The 18,628-nt window shown below is 59.7% G+C and carries 15 protein-coding genes and 1 pseudogene; 6 read left to right on the top strand and 10 right to left on the bottom strand.

Annotated elements, in window-relative coordinates:
• Positions 1 to 212 precede the first annotated feature (212 nt).
• A complete protein-coding gene (locus OUZ30_RS10130; RefSeq protein ID WP_266182126.1) occupies positions 213 to 1,259 on the top strand; it encodes an FUSC family protein in 1,047 nt (348 codons plus the stop codon).
• Between the two features lie 175 nt (positions 1,260 to 1,434).
• Here the strand turns inward: OUZ30_RS10130 and OUZ30_RS10125 are convergent, their stop codons facing one another.
• From OUZ30_RS10125 to OUZ30_RS10115, 3 genes and pseudogenes are all read right to left on the bottom strand, one after another.
• Entirely contained in the window at positions 1,435 to 2,232 is a 798-nt protein-coding gene (locus OUZ30_RS10125; protein WP_266182125.1) for an Ig-like domain-containing protein, read from the bottom strand.
• Positions 2,233 to 2,236: 4 nt separating this feature from the next.
• Positions 2,237 to 3,424, bottom strand: coding sequence for a hypothetical protein (locus tag OUZ30_RS10120; protein ID WP_266182124.1), 1,188 nt, complete (start codon positions 3,422 to 3,424; stop codon positions 2,237 to 2,239).
• Between the two features lie 301 nt (positions 3,425 to 3,725).
• Positions 3,726 to 4,102, bottom strand: a pseudogene (locus tag OUZ30_RS10115) (integrase core domain-containing protein); the annotation flags it as partial.
• Positions 4,103 to 4,639: 537 nt separating this feature from the next.
• Here OUZ30_RS10115 and OUZ30_RS10110 point away from each other — a divergent pair.
• The 3 genes from OUZ30_RS10110 to OUZ30_RS10100 all read left to right on the top strand — a co-directional run bounded on the left by OUZ30_RS10110 (position 4,640) and on the right by OUZ30_RS10100 (position 8,750).
• On the top strand, positions 4,640 to 6,127 hold the full coding sequence (locus tag OUZ30_RS10110; RefSeq protein WP_266182123.1) for an efflux transporter outer membrane subunit: 1,488 nt from the start codon (positions 4,640 to 4,642) through the stop codon (positions 6,125 to 6,127).
• Positions 6,128 to 6,207: 80 nt separating this feature from the next.
• Positions 6,208 to 7,725 carry an MFS transporter gene (locus OUZ30_RS10105; RefSeq protein ID WP_266182122.1) on the top strand — a complete coding sequence of 506 codons (1,518 nt, stop codon included), beginning with the start codon at positions 6,208 to 6,210 and terminating at the stop codon, positions 7,723 to 7,725.
• A gap of 29 nt (positions 7,726 to 7,754) precedes the next feature.
• The gene (locus OUZ30_RS10100) at positions 7,755 to 8,750 is read left to right on the top strand and encodes an HlyD family secretion protein (protein WP_266182121.1); all 996 of its coding nucleotides are present in this window, start codon (positions 7,755 to 7,757) and stop codon (positions 8,748 to 8,750) included.
• 156 nt (positions 8,751 to 8,906) lie between these two features.
• On the opposite strand, the gene OUZ30_RS10095 is transcribed toward OUZ30_RS10100, so the two are convergent.
• Both OUZ30_RS10095 and OUZ30_RS10090 read right to left on the bottom strand, forming a co-directional pair.
• Positions 8,907 to 9,845: a sigma-70 family RNA polymerase sigma factor gene (locus OUZ30_RS10095; RefSeq protein ID WP_266182120.1), complete on the bottom strand. Its 939-nt coding sequence runs from the start codon at positions 9,843 to 9,845 to the stop codon at positions 8,907 to 8,909.
• A 156-nt stretch (positions 9,846 to 10,001) separates the two neighbouring features.
• Positions 10,002 to 10,424 (bottom strand): cupin domain-containing protein, encoded by a 423-nt coding sequence (locus OUZ30_RS10090; protein WP_266182119.1) that lies wholly within the window; start codon positions 10,422 to 10,424, stop codon positions 10,002 to 10,004.
• Between the two features lie 208 nt (positions 10,425 to 10,632).
• Here OUZ30_RS10090 and OUZ30_RS10085 point away from each other — a divergent pair, with 208 nt between their 5' ends.
• Entirely contained in the window at positions 10,633 to 10,797 is a 165-nt protein-coding gene (locus tag OUZ30_RS10085) for a hypothetical protein (RefSeq protein ID WP_266182117.1), read from the top strand.
• A 250-nt stretch (positions 10,798 to 11,047) separates the two neighbouring features.
• Positions 11,048 to 11,800 carry an SDR family oxidoreductase gene (locus OUZ30_RS10080; RefSeq protein ID WP_266182116.1) on the top strand — a complete coding sequence of 251 codons (753 nt, stop codon included), beginning with the start codon at positions 11,048 to 11,050 and terminating at the stop codon, positions 11,798 to 11,800.
• A 182-nt stretch (positions 11,801 to 11,982) separates the two neighbouring features.
• On the opposite strand, the gene OUZ30_RS10075 is transcribed toward OUZ30_RS10080, so the two are convergent.
• From OUZ30_RS10075 to OUZ30_RS10055, 5 genes are all read right to left on the bottom strand, one after another.
• Entirely contained in the window at positions 11,983 to 12,894 is a 912-nt protein-coding gene (locus OUZ30_RS10075; RefSeq protein ID WP_266182115.1) for an MBL fold metallo-hydrolase, read from the bottom strand.
• Between the two features lie 168 nt (positions 12,895 to 13,062).
• The gene (locus OUZ30_RS10070) at positions 13,063 to 14,982 is read right to left on the bottom strand and encodes an AI-2E family transporter (RefSeq protein WP_266182114.1); all 1,920 of its coding nucleotides are present in this window, start codon (positions 14,980 to 14,982) and stop codon (positions 13,063 to 13,065) included.
• Between the two features lie 425 nt (positions 14,983 to 15,407).
• On the bottom strand, positions 15,408 to 16,433 hold the full coding sequence (locus OUZ30_RS10065) for an alpha/beta hydrolase (RefSeq protein ID WP_266182113.1): 1,026 nt from the start codon (positions 16,431 to 16,433) through the stop codon (positions 15,408 to 15,410).
• Between the two features lie 113 nt (positions 16,434 to 16,546).
• Positions 16,547 to 17,335 (bottom strand): cysteine hydrolase family protein, encoded by a 789-nt coding sequence (locus OUZ30_RS10060; protein WP_266182112.1) that lies wholly within the window; start codon positions 17,333 to 17,335, stop codon positions 16,547 to 16,549.
• A gap of 425 nt (positions 17,336 to 17,760) precedes the next feature.
• Positions 17,761 to 18,252 (bottom strand): acyloxyacyl hydrolase, encoded by a 492-nt coding sequence (locus OUZ30_RS10055; protein ID WP_266182111.1) that lies wholly within the window; start codon positions 18,250 to 18,252, stop codon positions 17,761 to 17,763.
• Positions 18,253 to 18,628: the final 376 nt, after the last annotated feature.

The following is an 18,628-nucleotide window of genomic DNA, read 5'->3' as shown; positions in this document are numbered from 1 at the left end:
GGTAACGAATTTAGCTGGGATCATCTGACAACTGGAGGCCACCAGCGCCTGGTCAGCTGCCATCGACATGAAGCAACGCGGGCTTTAGATCTTGCTTCTTCGCTAAAGTGGTTTCCCTCTGAGCGCGGCGTTGGGGCAACGCGATTCTGCGCAGCCTCGTATAACGGCGACGCCGCGAACCTAAGCGAATGAAGGGCCAACGCCCCCATCCCATGCCCTCGCAACTTTGGATCGATGCCGCGGAAGCGGTTGCTTCCGTGCTGCTGGCAACGGTTGTCGCGCAATGGGTGGGTGAAGCGCACGTTGGTTGGGCGGCTTTCAGCGCATTCATGGTTATCCGATCGAACTTCGCCGTCAGCCTTCAACGTGCCACGCTTCGCATTCTTGGTACGCTCGCGGGTGCTTTCGTCGGCGTGCTGATAGCCACGCCTATCGCAGGACCGGGGCTCGGGGCCGGCCTTCTGCTGGGTGCAGTCGTATTCGTTACGATGTACCTGACCCTGCTGTGGCGTCACCCATATGCGTGGCTGTTTACGGGTCTGACCTTCCTGATGGTATTTGTCGAGGGTATGTCGGCGCATCACGTTCCACCGACCACATTTGCCCTGTCGCGCATAGAAGATGTTCTGATCGGCACGATGGCCAGCTTGTTGGTGGGTTACGTCGCTTCAAAGACCTGGAGGGCGGCTAGCCCATGCGGGCCGCCCCCTTCAAATCCCTCGGGCCTGAGCTGGCACACCCTTGGCGCATGGCACTCGTTCGAGACGGGATTCACGGTCATTTGGCTCGCCTTACTTCCCAACTGGATCTCCCGTCCACTGCTTATCCAGGCAGGGGTTACGGTGATCGCCGTGATGACGGTTCCCTTGTCTGCTCTCGATGGCGGACGATCCGTCGTGCACGTCCGGCTCGTACATCGTGTCGTTGGCTGTGCCATGGGCGCATTGCTGGCGGCAGGCATCTTGCTGTTGAGCCACCACAACCCGGTATTGATTACCCTGGGGCTCTGTCTTGGCGTGGCCATCGGACGGTTTGTTGAGAACGGCCCCCATCAATACGGGTATGTGGGCGTCCAGTTCGCATTGGCCTTTCTGGTCGTCCTTGTGCCCGATCGCTACGCGCTAGCAGACACTTCGCCTGCCGAACATCGGTTTCTCGGCATTCTTCTCGGCTTCGGTTTACTTGCTTTTTCGGAAATACTGTTCTGGATCGCGCGCAAGGCCCTGAACGCGATCACTGGCGTGTCGCCACTAGCGTGAAACTAGCTGGAAGCGGTGACTTGTTACGTGGCGCAAGGCAAAGCTGCCCTTCTCTCGGCCAGCTACCTAGCCGCCATGACATGGTCACTGAGAACGGGGCGGAATACCGATATCGAGTCGGAACGGTACATTACTCATCTTGGCGGAGCCCCTCCCCTCTCCGAGATAACCATGACTAATCACTGCGCTCGAGGCCGGCCCTGCCCGAAGACGACGAGTCCGGGCCAATTTTGAAAGCGATGGCGGTCACAGTCGCCCTAGACTGCGGAGCCCCTATGGGCGTTTCGAAGTGCCCACCGAGTCGATTGCCAGATGGATCTTCCAGAGTATCTCGCACGACTAAGCGGTATTCTCCGGGCTGCCATGCCGCAACCGGCGTGAACGTCCACGTCGTTTCGCCCTCCTGCAATTGGGCCTTCCCTTCGACGAGACGATCTGCAGCTCCAACGACCGCCAAGTAGTCGACGTCGCGACCGTCGATCGGTCCGTCGAGAGTAACGACGAGTGGTTGACGCGAACCGGAGCGTAAATGCGACAACTTCCACGCTGACGCGACTGGACCCGTCGCGTCCACGGGACCTACGTGCCATTGCTTGATGAGATGCCCATCGAACGTGAGTACCACGTCATCCCCCGCACTTAAGATAGGACCCAGCTGCTCGCGCGCGACCAGACCTGTCTTGACGCGCCCGGGATGCAACAGCAGCGTCAGGATCTTTCCGTCTGGTGACCACAACTCCTGTTGCAGGAATGGCTCCTGCAGCGGTCGACCATCGGCATGGGAAAGAGCGATCCTCGGCAGCACTGCACCTTCGACCGGCGCATCGAACACGACCGACAGACGAAGAAGGTTAGCGGGAGCCACGGCACCTGATGGCTGCACGAGTACGACCCGCGGCTCAGACGGTCCGGCCGTTGCGACCTGCAACACCATGGCAAAGGCCATGCCACCGAGGAGCTTTCGCCAGCGCATGGCTTTAATCCGAAGCCTTGATGAACTCCGGTAGCTCTTCATCCTTCAGCAGCATGTTGACGTATTGCTGCTGGGGCTTTTTTCCCTTGAAGCTGAAATCGGGGAAGGTGTACTCCGAGATGTGATCCGTCAAACGAAAGCTCAGGTCCTTGCCCATGGTGACCAACTGCAGCTCGTCCTGCTGAAGGTCGCGACGAACAGCAACGAACGACTTGTCATCGAGGTTGTCGAGGCGCATCACGCCGGCAAGAGGGGCCTCCCCCACATCGAGCCCGGTGATCTGCCCGTACGGAACCTGCTTTTCGATGCCGGGACGGACACGTGCCGCTTCCAGTTCCGACACCGGGATGACGTCCGCTATCCGGTTGTAGTTCACAAGCATGAGAAGGTCCGTAGTCTTACCCTGCGAGGTTCTCGTGAATGAGACCATGTCAGCGGGCGTATTGCCGTAGCCAAGTTCGGCCACTGTCTTGCCGCGCACATGAGCGCCATCTTTCAGATCATCGATCGGAATAATCACCAGCGGTGTGCACGTATAAGCGGCGACGAGGTAGGGCTTTCCGCCAAGGTTCGCGAAGCTCATTGCACGGATCGGCGCGCGTGTCTCGAGCTGATCATGCCCGCCATGGAAGATCTCCACGGAGCTAATCGACTGCTTGGCGTCGAACGGATAGCGGACGCGGCGTAGAGTCGAGGCAAAATCCTGGTTCGAAAGTCCGGCCACAAACAGCTCGCCGTCATGCCACTTCATGTCAGTGACCGTGAAGCTTCGCTCGGGAAACTTCTTCCAGAACTTTTCGTCTGCCGCGGGCGCGTCGCGAAGCGCCACCGAGGTCGAACGCGCGGCCTTCAGATCGACCTTATGCGCTTTCTTGTCGCTGGTCACGATGAACAATGCCGGCGTTTTCTCCGGGCCGTAGCTAATCGCGACAAAGACCTGCGCCGTTCCGGGGCGAACCACCATGTCCTCCACGGCCACTCTTGCACCGCCGACCTGTTGCGAGAGCAGCGTTTCCAGGTCGAGGACGTTGAACGTGGTCCCCGCGGGCTGTTGCGCCGCCGGTGGAAGCTCGATGGCGTGAACCTCCGCGGCTTTCCAATCGGCGACGAAAAGAATGTTATCGGGTCCGGCGGCGAGGCGTGAGATCGACTTAACGTCCGCGGCGAATGCATTGACGTACAGGCCAAGCATGCAGCCCATGGCAATAATTGAGCGGAGCATAAATTACCCCTTGATACGACCGTGGAATGAACCTCCAAAGTGAGCCGGGGTCGTCGCCCGTAATGGCTTTCAGGCCCTGCAAGGCGGCCCCGGCTAGGCCCGTATTTTGCGCCGATGCCAGGCAATCTCCAACTTTTGCCGCTAGTCATTAGGAAAAAATACAGTTGTGAAAAGCTTGCAAAAAATGACATTTCACGCAGGGATAATGTCTTCTCGTGGCCCGAAAACGCCCCCGCTTCAGTGACAACACTAATGAGAGCCTAGGGTCACGTATCTGCTCGGCGTAGGCGGCGAGTGCCAAGCCGCCCAACGCCTTCTTCGTCGCTCCTCGTTGTATTCTCGGCGCCAGTTTTCGATCCCTGTAGGCGCGTGTTGAAGACTGTGAAAGCGGTGTTCGTTGAGGTACTCGTCGCTCAAGAAGACGTTGAACGAAGGGATATAGGGGCTCTGGTTTCGCTAGCCTGATTCGATCAGGCGTAGGTGCACGCCATGCGCGTGAGCCAAAACAACCATGGCCTTGCCGCAACGCTCTTTGCCGTTGTCGCGACGGATCACCTTGGGAAGGCTGCGGGTGAGCGCCCGGCGACCCGTCACGCCTGTGCCGAGGATGGCTCGTTCGACGGCCTCATGTATGGCGTCATCGACGACTGCCGAGGCATTCGATGAGAAGCGGCCGCGGAGGCATTGTTGTTCCGGGCGCAACGTGATGATGCATCAACAGCTGGTTCCGCGACGCATGGATGCCGACTAGCATCGCTCTTGACTCGTCATCCGCGACGCGCCGTCACGCCGGCCACCGACCACTCCGTCTTGGCGTCATCCAACGCAGGAAAAAGTGAACATTTCACATAGCGATCTCTGTTTGTTTGGAGGCAGCCATCATGTCCGCTAACTCATCGTCCGGCCTCGGACGCATCATTTCATTTCTGATCGCCGCAAGCATCTGCGGCCTCGTGCTGTTCGTGACTCGGGCGTACGCCGAGGGAAGAACGGTCGCCAGTGATCGAACGAAAGTGGCCATTCGTCCGGATCAAGTACTCCTTTGTTTTGGCGTGGTTTCTTTTCGGAACCCGGACCAAATGCGTCAAGAAAGAGCGTGACGGCAAGATGCACCCAGTGGTTCCTCTTAGCAAACGAAGGTCGTGAGCGTGGATGGCCGCGCACATCAGCGTTTTAGGACTCCAAATGAACAGAGCAATTCGACGCCGAAATCTGGGCCGTGCCGTTTATATGGCGCCCGTCTTGGCTCTGGCGCTCGCCGGCTGCATGAGATTGGCAGACGTTCGTCCACCAACGCTCGCAGTGCCCGCAGCAGCCGAAAAGGTGCGCCGGGCTACGGTGGCCGAGTCGCTCGCGTTGACAGAGGAATCCTTACCGTCCGAATGGTGGCAACTGTTCGGTGATGCAACGCTGACGACCCTGGAAGCTGAGGCGTCCGCGTCCAATCTGGATCTTCAGGCTGCCGCCGCGCGCGTTGACGAGAGCCGTGCGCAGCTTGGGCTGGCCAACGCGGAACGGCAGCCGCAACTTGACGCAGAAGCCAGCTATACGCGTTCCGGGATCAGCCAACACTCGCCAATGGCTGCAGTCGGGGCCCCCACCGGTGCCTCCAATACGTGGTTGCTCGGCGCGGAAGCTAGTTGGGAGCTAGACCTGTGGGGCCACCTGCGTCACCTGAGTGAATCGGCAGACGCCAGCTTACAAGCCAGTGCTTTTGGTAGGGCCTCGGTCAAGGTCTCCGTTGCCGGCGACGTGGCGCGTATATACCTGCTACTACGTGGTACGCAAGCGCAGATCACCATTACTGAAGAGAATCGCCAGATCGCCGAACACCTGGTGAAGTTGGCCGATAGCCGTCTGCAGAACGGCGTGGCGACCCGCTTTGATGCAGCATCGTCTCGCGCCGATGTAGCGACCATCGAGGCACGCCTGTCGCAACTCCACCAGCAGCGCGACGCCTTGATGAACGCACTTGCACTCCTTCTAGGCAAGCCGCCGCGGGAACTGGATGCGCGCCTGGGCAGCGCCGCCCTGCCCTCCGTGCCGCAGCATCTGCCCGTCGGTGTGCCTTCCGAACTGGCTCACGATCGCCCGGATATCCTTCAAGCCGAAGCTCGTTTACGCGCGGCGGTCGCCGACATCGGCGCGGCAAAAGCGGATTTCTATCCCCGCATCAGCCTGACAGGAAATCTCGGCGTGCAAGCGTTCGACCGGACCGACCTGGGGAGTTGGAGCTCGCGACAGTTTGCCTTCGGTCCGACACTTTATCTACCGATCTTTCAGGGCGGGCGACTCGAGCGCAATCTCGAGCTGAGTGAGGCTCGGCATCGCCTAGCAGGCATCGCGTATCAGCAGACGGTCCTGAAAGCTTGGCACGAGGTTGACGATGCGCTCAATGCCTACACCACTGAACTAAAACGGCAGGAGCAACTTCAAGAAGCACTGACGCAAAACCAGACCGCACTCGAGGTGGCGCAACGCGGATATCAGCAAGGCACAGCCGACTTCACCTCTGTCTTGGTGGCTAGACGTTCGCTGCTGGCCAGTCAGGCCGAGCTGATCGATTGCGCAACAGCGTCCGCGTTGTCAGTCGTGTCACTTTATCGAGCATTGGGTGGTGGCTGGTCGCCTGAGTTGCTGACAGCGTCGGCGGTTGGAGGGGAGCGATCATGACGGCCGCTGCAACCGCCCAAGCAGGGGAACCAGGCAGCCCGCCGCCAGCTGCGCTACCTGGGCCCGTATTTGGTTTTCGCATGTCTATGGGCCTGCTCGGCGTCTTGTTGGCAGCCATGGTGGCGGGGCTGAACAGTCGCGTCCCCGGCCTAGTCCTAGCTGATTTACAGGGCGTCCTGGGGTTTGCCCACGACGATGGCTCTTGGCTAAGTACCGCCTACGCTGCCGGGGAACTTGTGGCCATGCCCTTTGCGTCCTGGTTCGCCATCACCTTTTCGCTACGGCGCTTCCACTTAGCCATGTTGTCAGGGGCACTAGCGCTGGCAGCGCTCATGCCTTTCGTGCGCGAACTACATCTGCTGCTTGTTCTGCGTGCGCTCCAAGGCCTCTTCTCCGGTGCGCTGATTCCGCTGCTGATGATGTGTGCGCTGCGCTTCCTTCCTATGTCCCTCCGACTGCATGGCTTGGCGCTCTACGCGTTGACCTCGACCTTCTCGCCAAACATCGCGCTCTGGCTGGCGACGCTGGCCATCGATCGCTTAGGCGATTGGCGTTGGGTCTACTGGCACGTGATCCCCATCGGCGTAGTGGCGATGGCGCTGGTGGCCTGGGGTTTGCCGAAGATGCCCACGGCGTTACCACGCTTGAGGGAGGCCGACTGGGTTGGCTTGACGCTCGGCGTTCCTGGCTTAGCGTTGCTCGTCGTGGGTCTGGACCAAGGGGTGCGCCTGGACTGGTTCCATTCCCCGGCTATGACCGCGGCGTTGCTCGCTGGAACCATGCTCACCGGGTTGTTCATGGCATGCGAATGGCGACATCCTGCACCGTTCATCAAACTGCAGATGCTCCAGCGCCGCAATCTGGGGCTGGGTTTCAGCGTGTTCGTCCTGCTGCTGCTCATTGGCGCGACCGCGGTCACTTTGCCCGCCAATGTACTGGGGCAGCTGCAGGGCTTTCGTTTGGAGCAAAGCGCGGCCATTGGTCTGATCGTCGGGCTGCCGCAGCTGGTGCTGGGCTCGTGCGTGGCGGGGCTGCTTTATCAACGTTGGATAGACGCCCGCCATATCTTTGCTGCGGGACTCGTCTGCCTTGCGGCCGCCTGCTGGTTGGGAAGCCTTATTACCAGCGAATGGATGGTGGCGCAGTTCGTTAGTCCGGAGATCCTGTACACGCTCGGATTGCCGATGACGATCGTTCCCCTGCTCTTCCTGATCACAAGCGTCGTGCAGCCGCAGGAAGGCCCCTATGTGTCGGGCATCGTCAACGTGTTCCGCGCGCTCAGCGCGACGCTTGGCGGTGCCATAGTCGGCCAACTTTCGTCCGTGCGCAGCCGCTTTCACGCCGAAATGCTACTCGACGAGGCAGGCCGTCTGGCCGCCCGAATGCCCTCGGACGACCCACGCTGGGCATCTGTGGGGGCCACCATCGCGCAGCAAGCCGGCGTGCTGGCTACTGCAGATGTCTATCGCGCTTTCGGGTTACTCGCCCTCGTACTGATTCCTGTCGTACTGAACCTCCAGCACGTCCCGGCACCCACAACACCCACCACCCCACCCCCTCCACCTTCTGCCGCTCCTTCGGCAAGCGCAGCCTCCTGACCCCTCTCTTTCTCAGTACGCGGCATCCTATGGCTACCAACACTCGCTTTCGCATCATGATCGGCGTTATCACCGCCTTCGCGCTGGCAGGCGCTTTCATGATCCTGAATCACTCCGAATCGACTGCGTCAGAGCAAGGCACGGATGATGCCTACGTGCAGGCCGACTCCACCGTCATCGCCCCCCAAGTGGCTGGTGTCATTACCCGCCTGGCGGTGGAAGACAACCAGGACGTCCACGCCGGCGCGCTCCTCTTGAACATCGACGAACGCGATCTGCGCATCGCTACCGTTAATGCGAAGGCGACGGCAGACAGCCTGCAGGGCCAGCTCGATCAGCAGCAAAGCTTGATTGCGGAAGCCCGCGCAACGGTCGCGGCCTCCGCTGCCAACCTAAAGCTCGCCGAGGCCAATCGGAACCGCTTCACAAACCTCGCTCGTGATGGCTCTGGCACCATCCTGGCCCGCCAACAAGCGGATGCCGCATGGGATATCCAGCAGGCCACGCTAGAACGCGACCGCGCTGGGCTACGAGCAGCGGAACAGCAAGTGGCTATTCTCCAGGCCAATCTGGACAAGGCTAAGGCCACGAAGGCGGATGCTGATCTGAAGCTGTCCTATGCCACGATCGTTGCGCCGGTCAGCGGTATCGTGGCCCAACGTAGGGCCCGTGTCGGTGCATACACTCGTGTAGGCGAGCCGCTACTGACCCTGGTGCCGCTCGATGCGGTCTATGTGGAGGCGAATTTCCGTGAAACGCAACTTGCCCGCATGCGAGTCGGCCAGTCAGTGGACATCACCGTCGATGCCTTGCCCGGAGCGCACCTCAAGGGCTCGGTGGAGAGTTTGGGTCCGGCCAGCGGCGTAAGCTTCTCTGCCGTGCCTGCCCATAACGCCACCGGGAACTTCACCAAGATTGTGCAACGCCTACCAGTGCGCATTCGTCTGGACCCGAACCAGGATGACATCCGCCGGCTGCGCGTAGGCATGTCGGTCCGCCCCAACATCAGCGTCGACCCCAGCTGATACGTCGCCCCTCCGAGCCACTTCGGGGTGGCTCGGATCCCTTTGCCTTTTGGAAGCTAAACTCAGCCGGCCGGCCGGCCTGCTAGATGCGCGAATTCCCGCACGCTGCAGAACTCGAACTTTGCTGCTCAATCCAAAAATCGCAGAAGGGATGAGTTAGCTCCAATGGCACGCAAATCGCATACCCTTATCGTCACAGACTGCCAGCAGGGCCTGTCGTTTTGTGATGGCCACCACTAGCTGGGCCAGCTCCTTAGGGTTGCGTTGTACGTGGATGCGGACAATGCATTCGCCATCGTTTTCGCAGCACTGTGCGGACTCGAGCTCGCAGTTGATATAGCGCAGTACGACGTACTGGCCGTTGATCATCGCGAGTTCGACCCGCAATGCACTTTTTTGGCGCAGCGTCCCTGCGCACAAGAGCTCGGCGATGCGCCGCCCGCCGACGATCTGCTTGGACAAGGCCGTGACGTGACCGCCGTCATCGTCCATGAGCATCGCCTCATCGGCAAGCATTGACGCCAACCCCGCAAGGTCGCCTTGAGCGAGGGCGTGGGCGAAGCTGAGCATCAGCTTCTGGTGGGCCTCGCTGGGCACGCGACCCACTGGGCGTCCTTCACGCAGCAGTGTCTTGGCCCGTTGCACGAGTTGACCACAGGCGGCCTCGCTCTTTCCGAGCAACCCGGCCACCTCGTCGTAGCCAAAGTCGAACAGCTCACGCAGCAGGAACGCGGCGCGGACGTCGGGCGGCAGCTCTTCAAGCGCGGTCAGAAATGTCAAGGAGACTTCGCGGGAAAACGCTTCGATCTCTTGAGGCGCCGCGGGCGGCTCAGCGAGCACGGGCTCCGGGTGCCAAATGCCGACGCATGGCTGTCTAGGCACTTTGGCCGCACGCAGGCGGTCGATTGAAATTCGGGTGGTGGTCGCCACCAGCCACCCTTCGGCGTTGCTGATGCTAGCTTTGTCCGCTTCGAGCCAGCGCAGCCAGGCGTGCTGCACAATGTCCTCGGATTCCGAAACGGAACCAAGCATGCGGTAGGCGATGCCCTGCAGCCTGGGGCGCAGGTGGTAAAAGGTGGCGGTTGCGATGTCCATGTACCGAAGACGTTTGCACAGGCACGTTTGTGACAGACAACGCCAGCCGGTGCAGGATATGTCCTTCCTGCGCCGACCTGGCGCGACTGATTCCGACCCGCCACGTCGAATGGCGGACGCCCGTCGCATAGCGGCCCGAAGCGGCTCCGCGAAAGCTCAGTGCACCAGCGTCAGCACCGGCTTGTTTTGGTCCTTTAGCAGAAACACTACAAACTTCGCCGGCTGGGTAAGGCTTGCGTTGCGGCCAACCGTGTGGATGTCGTCCGGCCCTTCGTAAAAGGTCTGTCCGGGCCCCAGCGTCACTTCCTTGCCACCCTTCAGCCCCATCACGATGGAGCCTTCGAGTACGTAAACGAAGGCATGGGCGTCATGGCGATGAACCGGATCGGCAGAGCCAGGCGGGTACGTCACGAGGATCATTTTCCCTTCCTTGCCTGGGTAGTCCTTGAGGGCCTTGGTCATGAGCTCTGCGACCTGTGCTTGGGCCGCGGTCGAAGCACTCTGGGCTAAAGCCAGTGGTGCGATGGTTACGGAGCAACCGAGCAAGCACAGCAGGCCGATTGTCTTGAACATGCGCATACGTTGTCTCCTCAGGAAAGGCCCGCGCGCTCGGCGTCGGGCGTCGAAGCAACAATCGGCAGGCGCGATCGTGCCAACCACTTGTTATGCCAGCCCGGTCTTGTCGAGTCCGTATTTCTTATCGGCTTTCACAAACGGCGTAACTGAAGCGTCCTTCGGGCAAAGGCAGACTGTTTTCAGCATTCGGTACATTCCAGTAAGGAGTGATATGGCAATGTTTCCGATGCGCGACGAATCAGTTTTTATCCAAAATATTGATGCCCTCCTGCAAGGTCGCTGTAAAGTGGTCGCCGAGCGCGAAGCAGATATTACTATTGGCCTATTGTTTGTTGGCCGCGCCAAGGGCTTCAGTACGACTTTGGACACGCCCTGAGTGGCGACGTGCCACCGTGCGCGCTGGTGCTGAAGGTCACGACGCATGATGACCCAGCGGCTGTCCCTGGCACTACGCAATAAGCACTCGCTTGCGGACTTCGCGTGATGCCGTCGCTTTCCTGCGACGCCATCGATCGTTTCGCCGAGCCAACACCGCGAGACATCCGGCGGCGGAAGGACTCTCGCCGATTACGCCGAGCATGAACTCGAGACGCGCCCATAACGTCAACGCAAAGTGGAGAATTCCCATGAAATTCGTTGTTATTGGTGGCACCGGACTTATTGGTAGCAAAGTCGTCGAGCGCCTGCGCAAACACAATCACGAGGTTGTTCCCGCAGCGCCGTCCACGGGGGTCAATACCATCACCGGCGAAGGACTGAACGAGGCGATGGCGGGCACGGACGTTGTGGTGGATTTGTCCAATTCCCCCTCGTTCGAGGATAAGGCCGTTCTCGACTTTTTTGAGACGTCGGGACGAAACCTTGCCGCCGCAGAGACAAATGCTGGTGTGAAACATCACGTAGCTCTTTCAGTGGTTGGCACCGGTCGTCCATTGCTCGCGTCGAGCGGATACTTCCGCGCCAAAATGGCCCAGGAGCAACTGATACGCGCTGCCGGTATTCCCTACACCATTGTCCACGCAACCCAGTTTTTTGAGTTCCTTGGCGGCATCGCCGAGTCCGGTGGCCCGGGACAGGAGATCCGCATTTCGAGCGGGCTAATGCAGCCCATTGCCTCTGACGACGTCGCTGATGCGGTCGCCGACTACGCGCTTGGTCCGGCGGTCAACGGCATTGTGGAAATTGCCGGCCCCGAGAAGGCTCCGATGGCTGAGCTGGTACAGCGCTTCCTCTCCGCTAAAGCAGATCCGCGCAAGGTCATCCCCGACCCGAAGGCACCTTATTTTGGCGCCGTGCTGGAGCCGGACTCCCTGCTGCCAGGCGGCGTCGCGCGCTTGGGCAAGCAGGACTTCAAAACCTGGTTTGCTCGCTTGGCGTAAACCAACCGAGGAGCGGCGGGTTGAAACTTCCTACGTGGGCGCGGCCAGGCCGCGGTCGCGCACATTTGTGCTCGAACGGGCGGCGCATATTTTCGATAACATGCGCTGCCTAGCATCGAAGCCCAAGGCGTCGGAATGCTTTCGGACTTGATGACCTGGTCCTGCTTTCACCCAACAAGCGGTCAGTATTCCCAAGCGGACGGGACCCAACGGAAGACATTGCCCGCGGCCGCCACCCGCCCAACGGCCGGGAACGGCAAGTGAGCGGCCACCACGAGCTCACCAGTCGCCGCCAGCTCGCGCAAAAGACGGATCCTCACACGGATCGCCTCCTCGGGGTCGTGGTCGAAGGCGTTGTGCCAGTCTGGGTGTTCGAAATGGTTCGGGAACACGGAATCGCCAAGGAACGTCAGCCGGTCACCACCTGACACCAAACGGACGACGCTGTGTCCGAGGGTGTGTCCACCCGTGCAACAGGCGACCACCCCCGGCGCCACCTCGTACTCCGCCCCAAATGGCCGTAGCTGACCGCGGTAAATATCGACGAACCGCTCTTCAGCCGACTGAAGCACATCCGGGAACCCGCCAAAAGTGTTGCGGGAGAAATCGGGCGATGCCCAAAACTCGACCTCCGCAGCGGCCAGGTGGATCGGTGCGTCCGGACGCAATCGACTCCTCAGACTGTCGGCGAGCAGCCCGCCAACGTGGTCCACGTGCAGGTGGGTGAGCACCACGTCGGTCAGGGATGCGGGTCCGAAGCCGGCGGCATCAAGTCGCGCGGCCAACCGCCCGACTCCCGGGGAGTCGGGGAACTCCATCCCGGTCCCGGAATCGATGAGTACGGTTCGGTCGCCGCTGCGCACCACGAGCACGTTCAGCGGCCATAAGTAGACGTCCGGCGGCAGGAGTCTGTCGTTCAACCATGCCGCCAGGGCGGCTGGGTCGGCATTGGTGGCCAACGTCGCGGCTGGTAGCGAAAAGACCCCATCGCTGATCACCAGCACTTCTATGTCGCCGACCCGCAGTGCATATCGCGACGGCACCAGTTCGCTGGGCCCTGGCCTATGGGGATGAGAGGTGATGTCCAAGCTCATGCTTGTCTCCTCCTGGTAACCGCCTTACCAGCAGATGCCTCGTCTGCTCCCCCGCTAGCGGAAACGCAATTGTCGCGCAGGTCTTTTATCCCAGACAAGTGCCGCGTCCCCCTTCTCTCCGCCACTGAAGAATTTGTGTAACCCGAGCGCGGCGGCATGCGTTCGTGTCTACGTCGAGGAGGCTGCTGTACTCTTGGGGAACTTATTCATAGCGTGCAGGACGGCCGCCTCGAGCGAGTTCACGATGTCATTTACGTCGGGGCCGACGACTGCCAGCGCCTCCCTTGACGCCGATGGTTCCGTAAGCAGTGCAGCAACAATATATGCGTCGGGAAACCGCCCGCGCAGGTCGACTGCCACGCCATGGATGTGCTGCTCCCTGCTCAGATCAGTGCTAATGATAAAGAGCATTGAAACGGCATTTGGCGTCAGATCCGGATGCGGCTCGGCCTCGAAGGCGGCGAAATCATCGGTGGACAGATGCCGCGCATCAATATGCTGGTCACGCAGAATGCGGGTAAGGAGTTCCGTAGCCAGATCATCGGCGAGCGATCCAAAGCCCACGCAAAGCACTACCGACTGCCGAGCCACCGACAGCGGTCCCTGCCAGCGACCGCTGACGTCCTCGCGTTGCCGACGTAGTTGTCGCCCGATGCTTGTTTCGTCGAGAACCGATGCCCCGCGATGCCGGCGGGTCAGTTTGCGGCCCTCCGTGCCAAGCTTCTCAACGACCGTCACTATGACTTCTCGAACGCCAGCCTGCTGTTCTCGGCTGATGACCCCACGCGCCAGATCCGAGCGGGCGAGCTCCAGTGCCGGCGTAAGAACCGCATCGCAATAGACGACAAAAGACTTACGCTTCAGGAAGGCGCGCGCTTCCACCACAATTTCGTCAGCATCGCCGGAAAGAGCACGTTGGTAGAGCCTCTGCTGCATCGTCAATGCCGGCGTGTCGCCCAGTAGGACACTTATTGAATTCAGTGCCTTGACGTATCGCCCAGTGACGACGAGACACAGCGTCAATGGTGTGGACATGATCAACCCGATCGGCCCCCACAGCCAGCCCCAGTAAATCGCTGCCACGACGACGGCCAATGGCGACAAGCCTGTGGTGTGACCGTAGAGAAAGGGTTCAACCAGCTGGGACACGACTGCTTCAACAATGGCATATAACGCCAGGGTCTGAAGCAGCATCGACCAACCCGGAGCCACGGCCGCCGCAAACAGCGCGCTGATCACGGCCACGACCCACACACCCACATACGGCACGAATCTCAACGTTGCTGTGAGAACACCCCAAAGCGGCGCGCTGGGTACGCCGATGAGCGTCAAACCCAACCAAATCGCCAAGCCAACCCCGAAATTGACCGAGAAAGTTGAGATATAGAATCGCGACAATCGAGCACATGCGTCATTGATCGCTGCGGTGGTTGCACGCAGGTCCGAACCGCTTACGAGTCGGATGAAGCGATCGCGCAAGGATTCATGCTCAAGCAAAACGAAGATCAGAACGACCAACACGATGCCCGCTGTCTGCAGTGGAGTCCATGCCGAGCAAAGGATGCGCGTCAGGACCGCCATTGGAGCGCTCGACGCCCCCGCGTACGGTGGAGCCACGTTAGTTGCAGTCGACGCCAAGCTCGATCGCGCGATACCGGGATCCATGGGCAGACGGGTACTTCGGTCGTCAGACTGATTGACCACCTCGCCGAATTTTCCTTGCATCGTCTCTATCCGCCCGACGGTGATGGCGCGCAACGTCTGAACTTTCGCGTGAATGGTAGTTTCGTACCTGGGCAGGCTTCGCGCCATATGAACGACCTGCAAGCCAACAACGGCTACCGACCCTGTCATGACAAGAGCCAGACACAGCACAGCGACAAACACCGATGCACCGTGCCCCAGGCCAACCCGCCGGAGGAGACGAATCCATGGCGCCACAAGTAGACTAAGGAACAAAGCAAGGACAATCGGAACCAGCACTTCCTTTCCGAAGTACAACAGCGCCAACACGGTCGCGTGAGCGATTATGGTGATCGGACGCTGAGATGCCGAGGTCGTTGGCAATCCATGAGAATCTTGAGCCATGGGAAAATCTCCTTCGCCAAGTAGCTCTTGATCTTGAAGAGCATTGCGCCAACACCACGGGCCAAGTGAAAGCACGATGTCAGGCTATTCACGGGACCGCGATGAAATGCCCGCTGCAGATCACCAGATCAATGTCGGTCTTCGGTCTCGAAGAGCCAATGCAACACTTACTTTCTGCGTAAGGAAAATGCGCGTTAGAACCTCGAGCCCCTGATGCGCGCCGCACGATAACTCGAGCGGCGCGCATCAAACGGTTTCTCGCTTGTTCGAGCCCGACCGACGAGGCTAACGACTCGATACTGCATGGCGAGGGATCCTGCCGCGCCCTCCTCGATCCGTGGGTCCCTTGGGACTTGAAAGCCATTCTCGGTCGATCGACTACGAACTGCCCACGTCGGGGACGGGGCAGCCTCGTTAGTCGTCCGCTACTTGCTCAAGTTATCCCTCAGGAAATCCGCGCCTTGCTGGACCGCTGCCTTTGAAGCGGGCGCGTTCGCAATCGGGTTTAGCAGCATGAAATCGTGAATGGTTCCATCGTAGCGAACGGCGGTAACGCGGACGCCAGCCTCAGCCAGGTGGCGCGCATAGGCCTCACCCTCATCACGAAGCACATCGTTCTCGTCGGTCATGACCAGCGCGTTTGGCAATCCACTCAACTGCTCCTTGGTCGCGTTGATGGGCGAAACGTGTATATCCTTCCTCAATGCGACGTCTGGCAGATAGGCATTCCAGAACCAGTTCATGGCCTTCGCGGTGAGCCACGGACCATCCGCGAATGCACCGTACGATGGAGTCGTCATGCTCGCGTCGGTCACCGGATAGAACATGGCCTGCGCTCGAAGCGATGGGCCTTTTCGTTCTTTGGCGAGGAGCGCGACGACCGCGACCGCGTTGCCACCGACACTCTCGCCAGCAATGGCAAGGCGGGAAGAATCGATATCGAACTCGCCCGCATGTTCGGCGACGTACTTAAGGACGGCATAGTCTTCTTCGATCGCAACTGGATAGTGCGCCTCGGGTGAGCGGTCATACTCTACGAAAACGAAGGTTGCGCCTGTCCCTACGGCCAGATCGCGAACCAGGCGCTCATGCGTACCGAAGTCGCCAAGAATCCAACCACCACCATGGAAATACACAACGCCAGGAAGAACGCCCTTAGCGCCATGCGGCCTAACGACTACGATGTTTGTGCGACCTTTAGGGCCGACGGCGATGGTGCGATGAATCACATCGGCGTCCGGCATGTGCACCGGACCGGATGACTGCACGCTCACGAGGACCCTGCGCGCCGCTTCGGGAGCGAGCGTATACAGTGGCGGGCCGCCTGCGGCTGACAGACCATCAATGAATTTTTGCGTGCTTGGCTCAAGGAGGGCATCCGACGCCATCGCTGAGCCGAAGGACGCGCCAACTAGCGCCGCGCTAAAAATACTCTTGCTGAATCGATTCATGATTTACTCCTTGATTACTGAGGGTGATTTGATGCTGATCAGCAGGCGCGCGCTTCTACAGAGGCGGGCGACTTCGTCCCGGTGGTACGGCATATACGCAAACTGTTCGATGGTCAGTGTCCCTGGAGCTTGGCAACGACCTCGTCGGTCGTCATGACCCCGTTCGCGATGTAGCGAAAGTTGATCAATGCACTGCCGTATCCGTCGCCGTCCGGCAGCTTCGGACCGGCGACTGCATCGCGCACGACCACCACTTCGAAACCACGTTCGAGGAACTCACGCAGGTGCGACTCGACGCAGAGGTTGGACGCCATCCCGGCCAGAACGATCTTGTCAATCCGCTGCTTGCGAAGCTGGAGCATCAGGTCGTTACTTTGTGGACCGTATAGCTTGTGCGGCGAAGCGACGATGGTCTTGCCATCTTCGATATAGGACTTGAACTCCGGCATAAAATCTGCGCCCGAGCCGCGGAAACCGTCTAGAGTCAGCGCACCCTTGCGATCGAACAGGCCCAGCTTGTGTTGCACGGTCTCCACAGGCGCTTCGAACTGCCAGTGATGGTCGTGCGGATAGTAGTAGTGTGGCGAGATCGCGACTGTCACCCCCGCCTGCTTGAACGCGGCGAAAAGTTTGCTCAGGTGCGGAACGAGATTCTGTTCCGTCACGCTTTGGCCAAAGACCGGCCAACCCGCACCCTTCGAACTCATGAAGTCGATCTGCGGGTCGATGACGACCAGGGCGGTTCGACTTGCATCCCACTGGAACGTCGACGCGGGAAGCGCTGGCTTGTCTGGATCGGTGTAGGGATTGTCTGTGGCGATCGCTACGGTTGGCGCCACCAGGGCGGCGGCCAGCAATGCGACGCACGAGAGAAGTTTGCGAGACGTGTTCCGGAAGTCCATGGTCAGATCCTCAAAGGTAGGCCGGGGGCTGGCGGCCCCTTTGGCTGGAGACATGCAAGGAAAGCGCGCCTTTTCGGAAAGGACGGCGCCCGTCATTGGCGGTTCGGCACCCTGGCGGCTATTCGGCTAGCCTTCTCTTCGGGCTCGAATCAGAGAGCGCGTTCTCGAAGCACCTCATTCTCACTAGGGCGCGCCGTCGCGGATGGATCACCGGAACGAGATACAAAAAGATCCCGCCAACAAAGGAGTCCCGGCCGATTTGAAGCTTCAACCACCCTCACGACCACACGAATGTTGAGCGGGGTCAGCGAATTTCTTCGCTCTCATTCGGCGGGGAAGACTGCGACCTGAGTCGGTGAGATCCATATCAGTTGCCACCTCGCATTGCCTCCTCATATCAGCGCCACTATTGATTTCCTCGACCATCAGGGCGCCTGCCAACGACCGAGTCTTATGCCCAATAGAGCCATTGTTTCTCCGCGATTTGGTTCGCGAAGCGATCCGTTTGAAATGTGTCGAAATTGAAAGCTAAAGCGATTGCCCTGCCACCCGAAGGAGCTGACGAACTCGTAAGGGCTGCTCAAGGCCATCGTCCTGCCACTATGAAGAGCGGGCTGGAAGCTGAAGAACAGCGAATGAAACCAGTCGCCCTCTGTGCCGTAACGAAGACGCACACCTCCAGCGACCAGCCAGACTGCGTCTGTGGTGGTGCAATTGGCCCGTTGGTAACGTTCCATGTCACGACCATCGATCCAGCCCGCACTTATTTGTGGAGCCCAGCTGAAGCGAGTTGAGCCAATGGAACCGCCCGAAAAGACCTTTTCGGCAAATACTGTCGTCGCGCCGTTGCTATCCATGTAGCTTCGGCCAACCTGCAGTTCAACTCGTGGATCTGCCATGCTTTCAGTCACCACCATGGCAAAGCAAATCGCAACGCCTCTTCGTACGTACGTCTTTAGTGGCTGAAGCGGAAAGGAATGATATTCGCTCGACATTATTTCGGCCGTCTTGACTGCTACCGGATGTTTATGAAGGAGGCAGAGGAGTAACCCGCCTGGCAATTCATGTGATTGGCATGGGTGACAGCGTAGGCTTGGCCACTGCATGGAGGTAGCCATCAGCGAGTGGTTACTGTGTTGTCCGGTGCGCATCAATAGTCAAAAATATCTAGACGTTAACGCCATTATTTTCGGGGCGAAAATGCAACTAATCCGCACTGTCGGTGGAAGCAGGACGCGGACAGGATGATGCGGTGACAGCAACGCAACATCCGAAGCATTGAATTATTATTTT

The organism is Dyella humicola (genome assembly GCF_026283945.1).
In the GTDB taxonomy this organism is placed as follows: Bacteria; Pseudomonadota; Gammaproteobacteria; order Xanthomonadales; family Rhodanobacteraceae; genus Dyella; species Dyella humicola.
The sequence above is the reverse complement of the archived record's forward strand: the minus strand, read 5'-3'. Positions and strand labels throughout refer to the sequence as shown.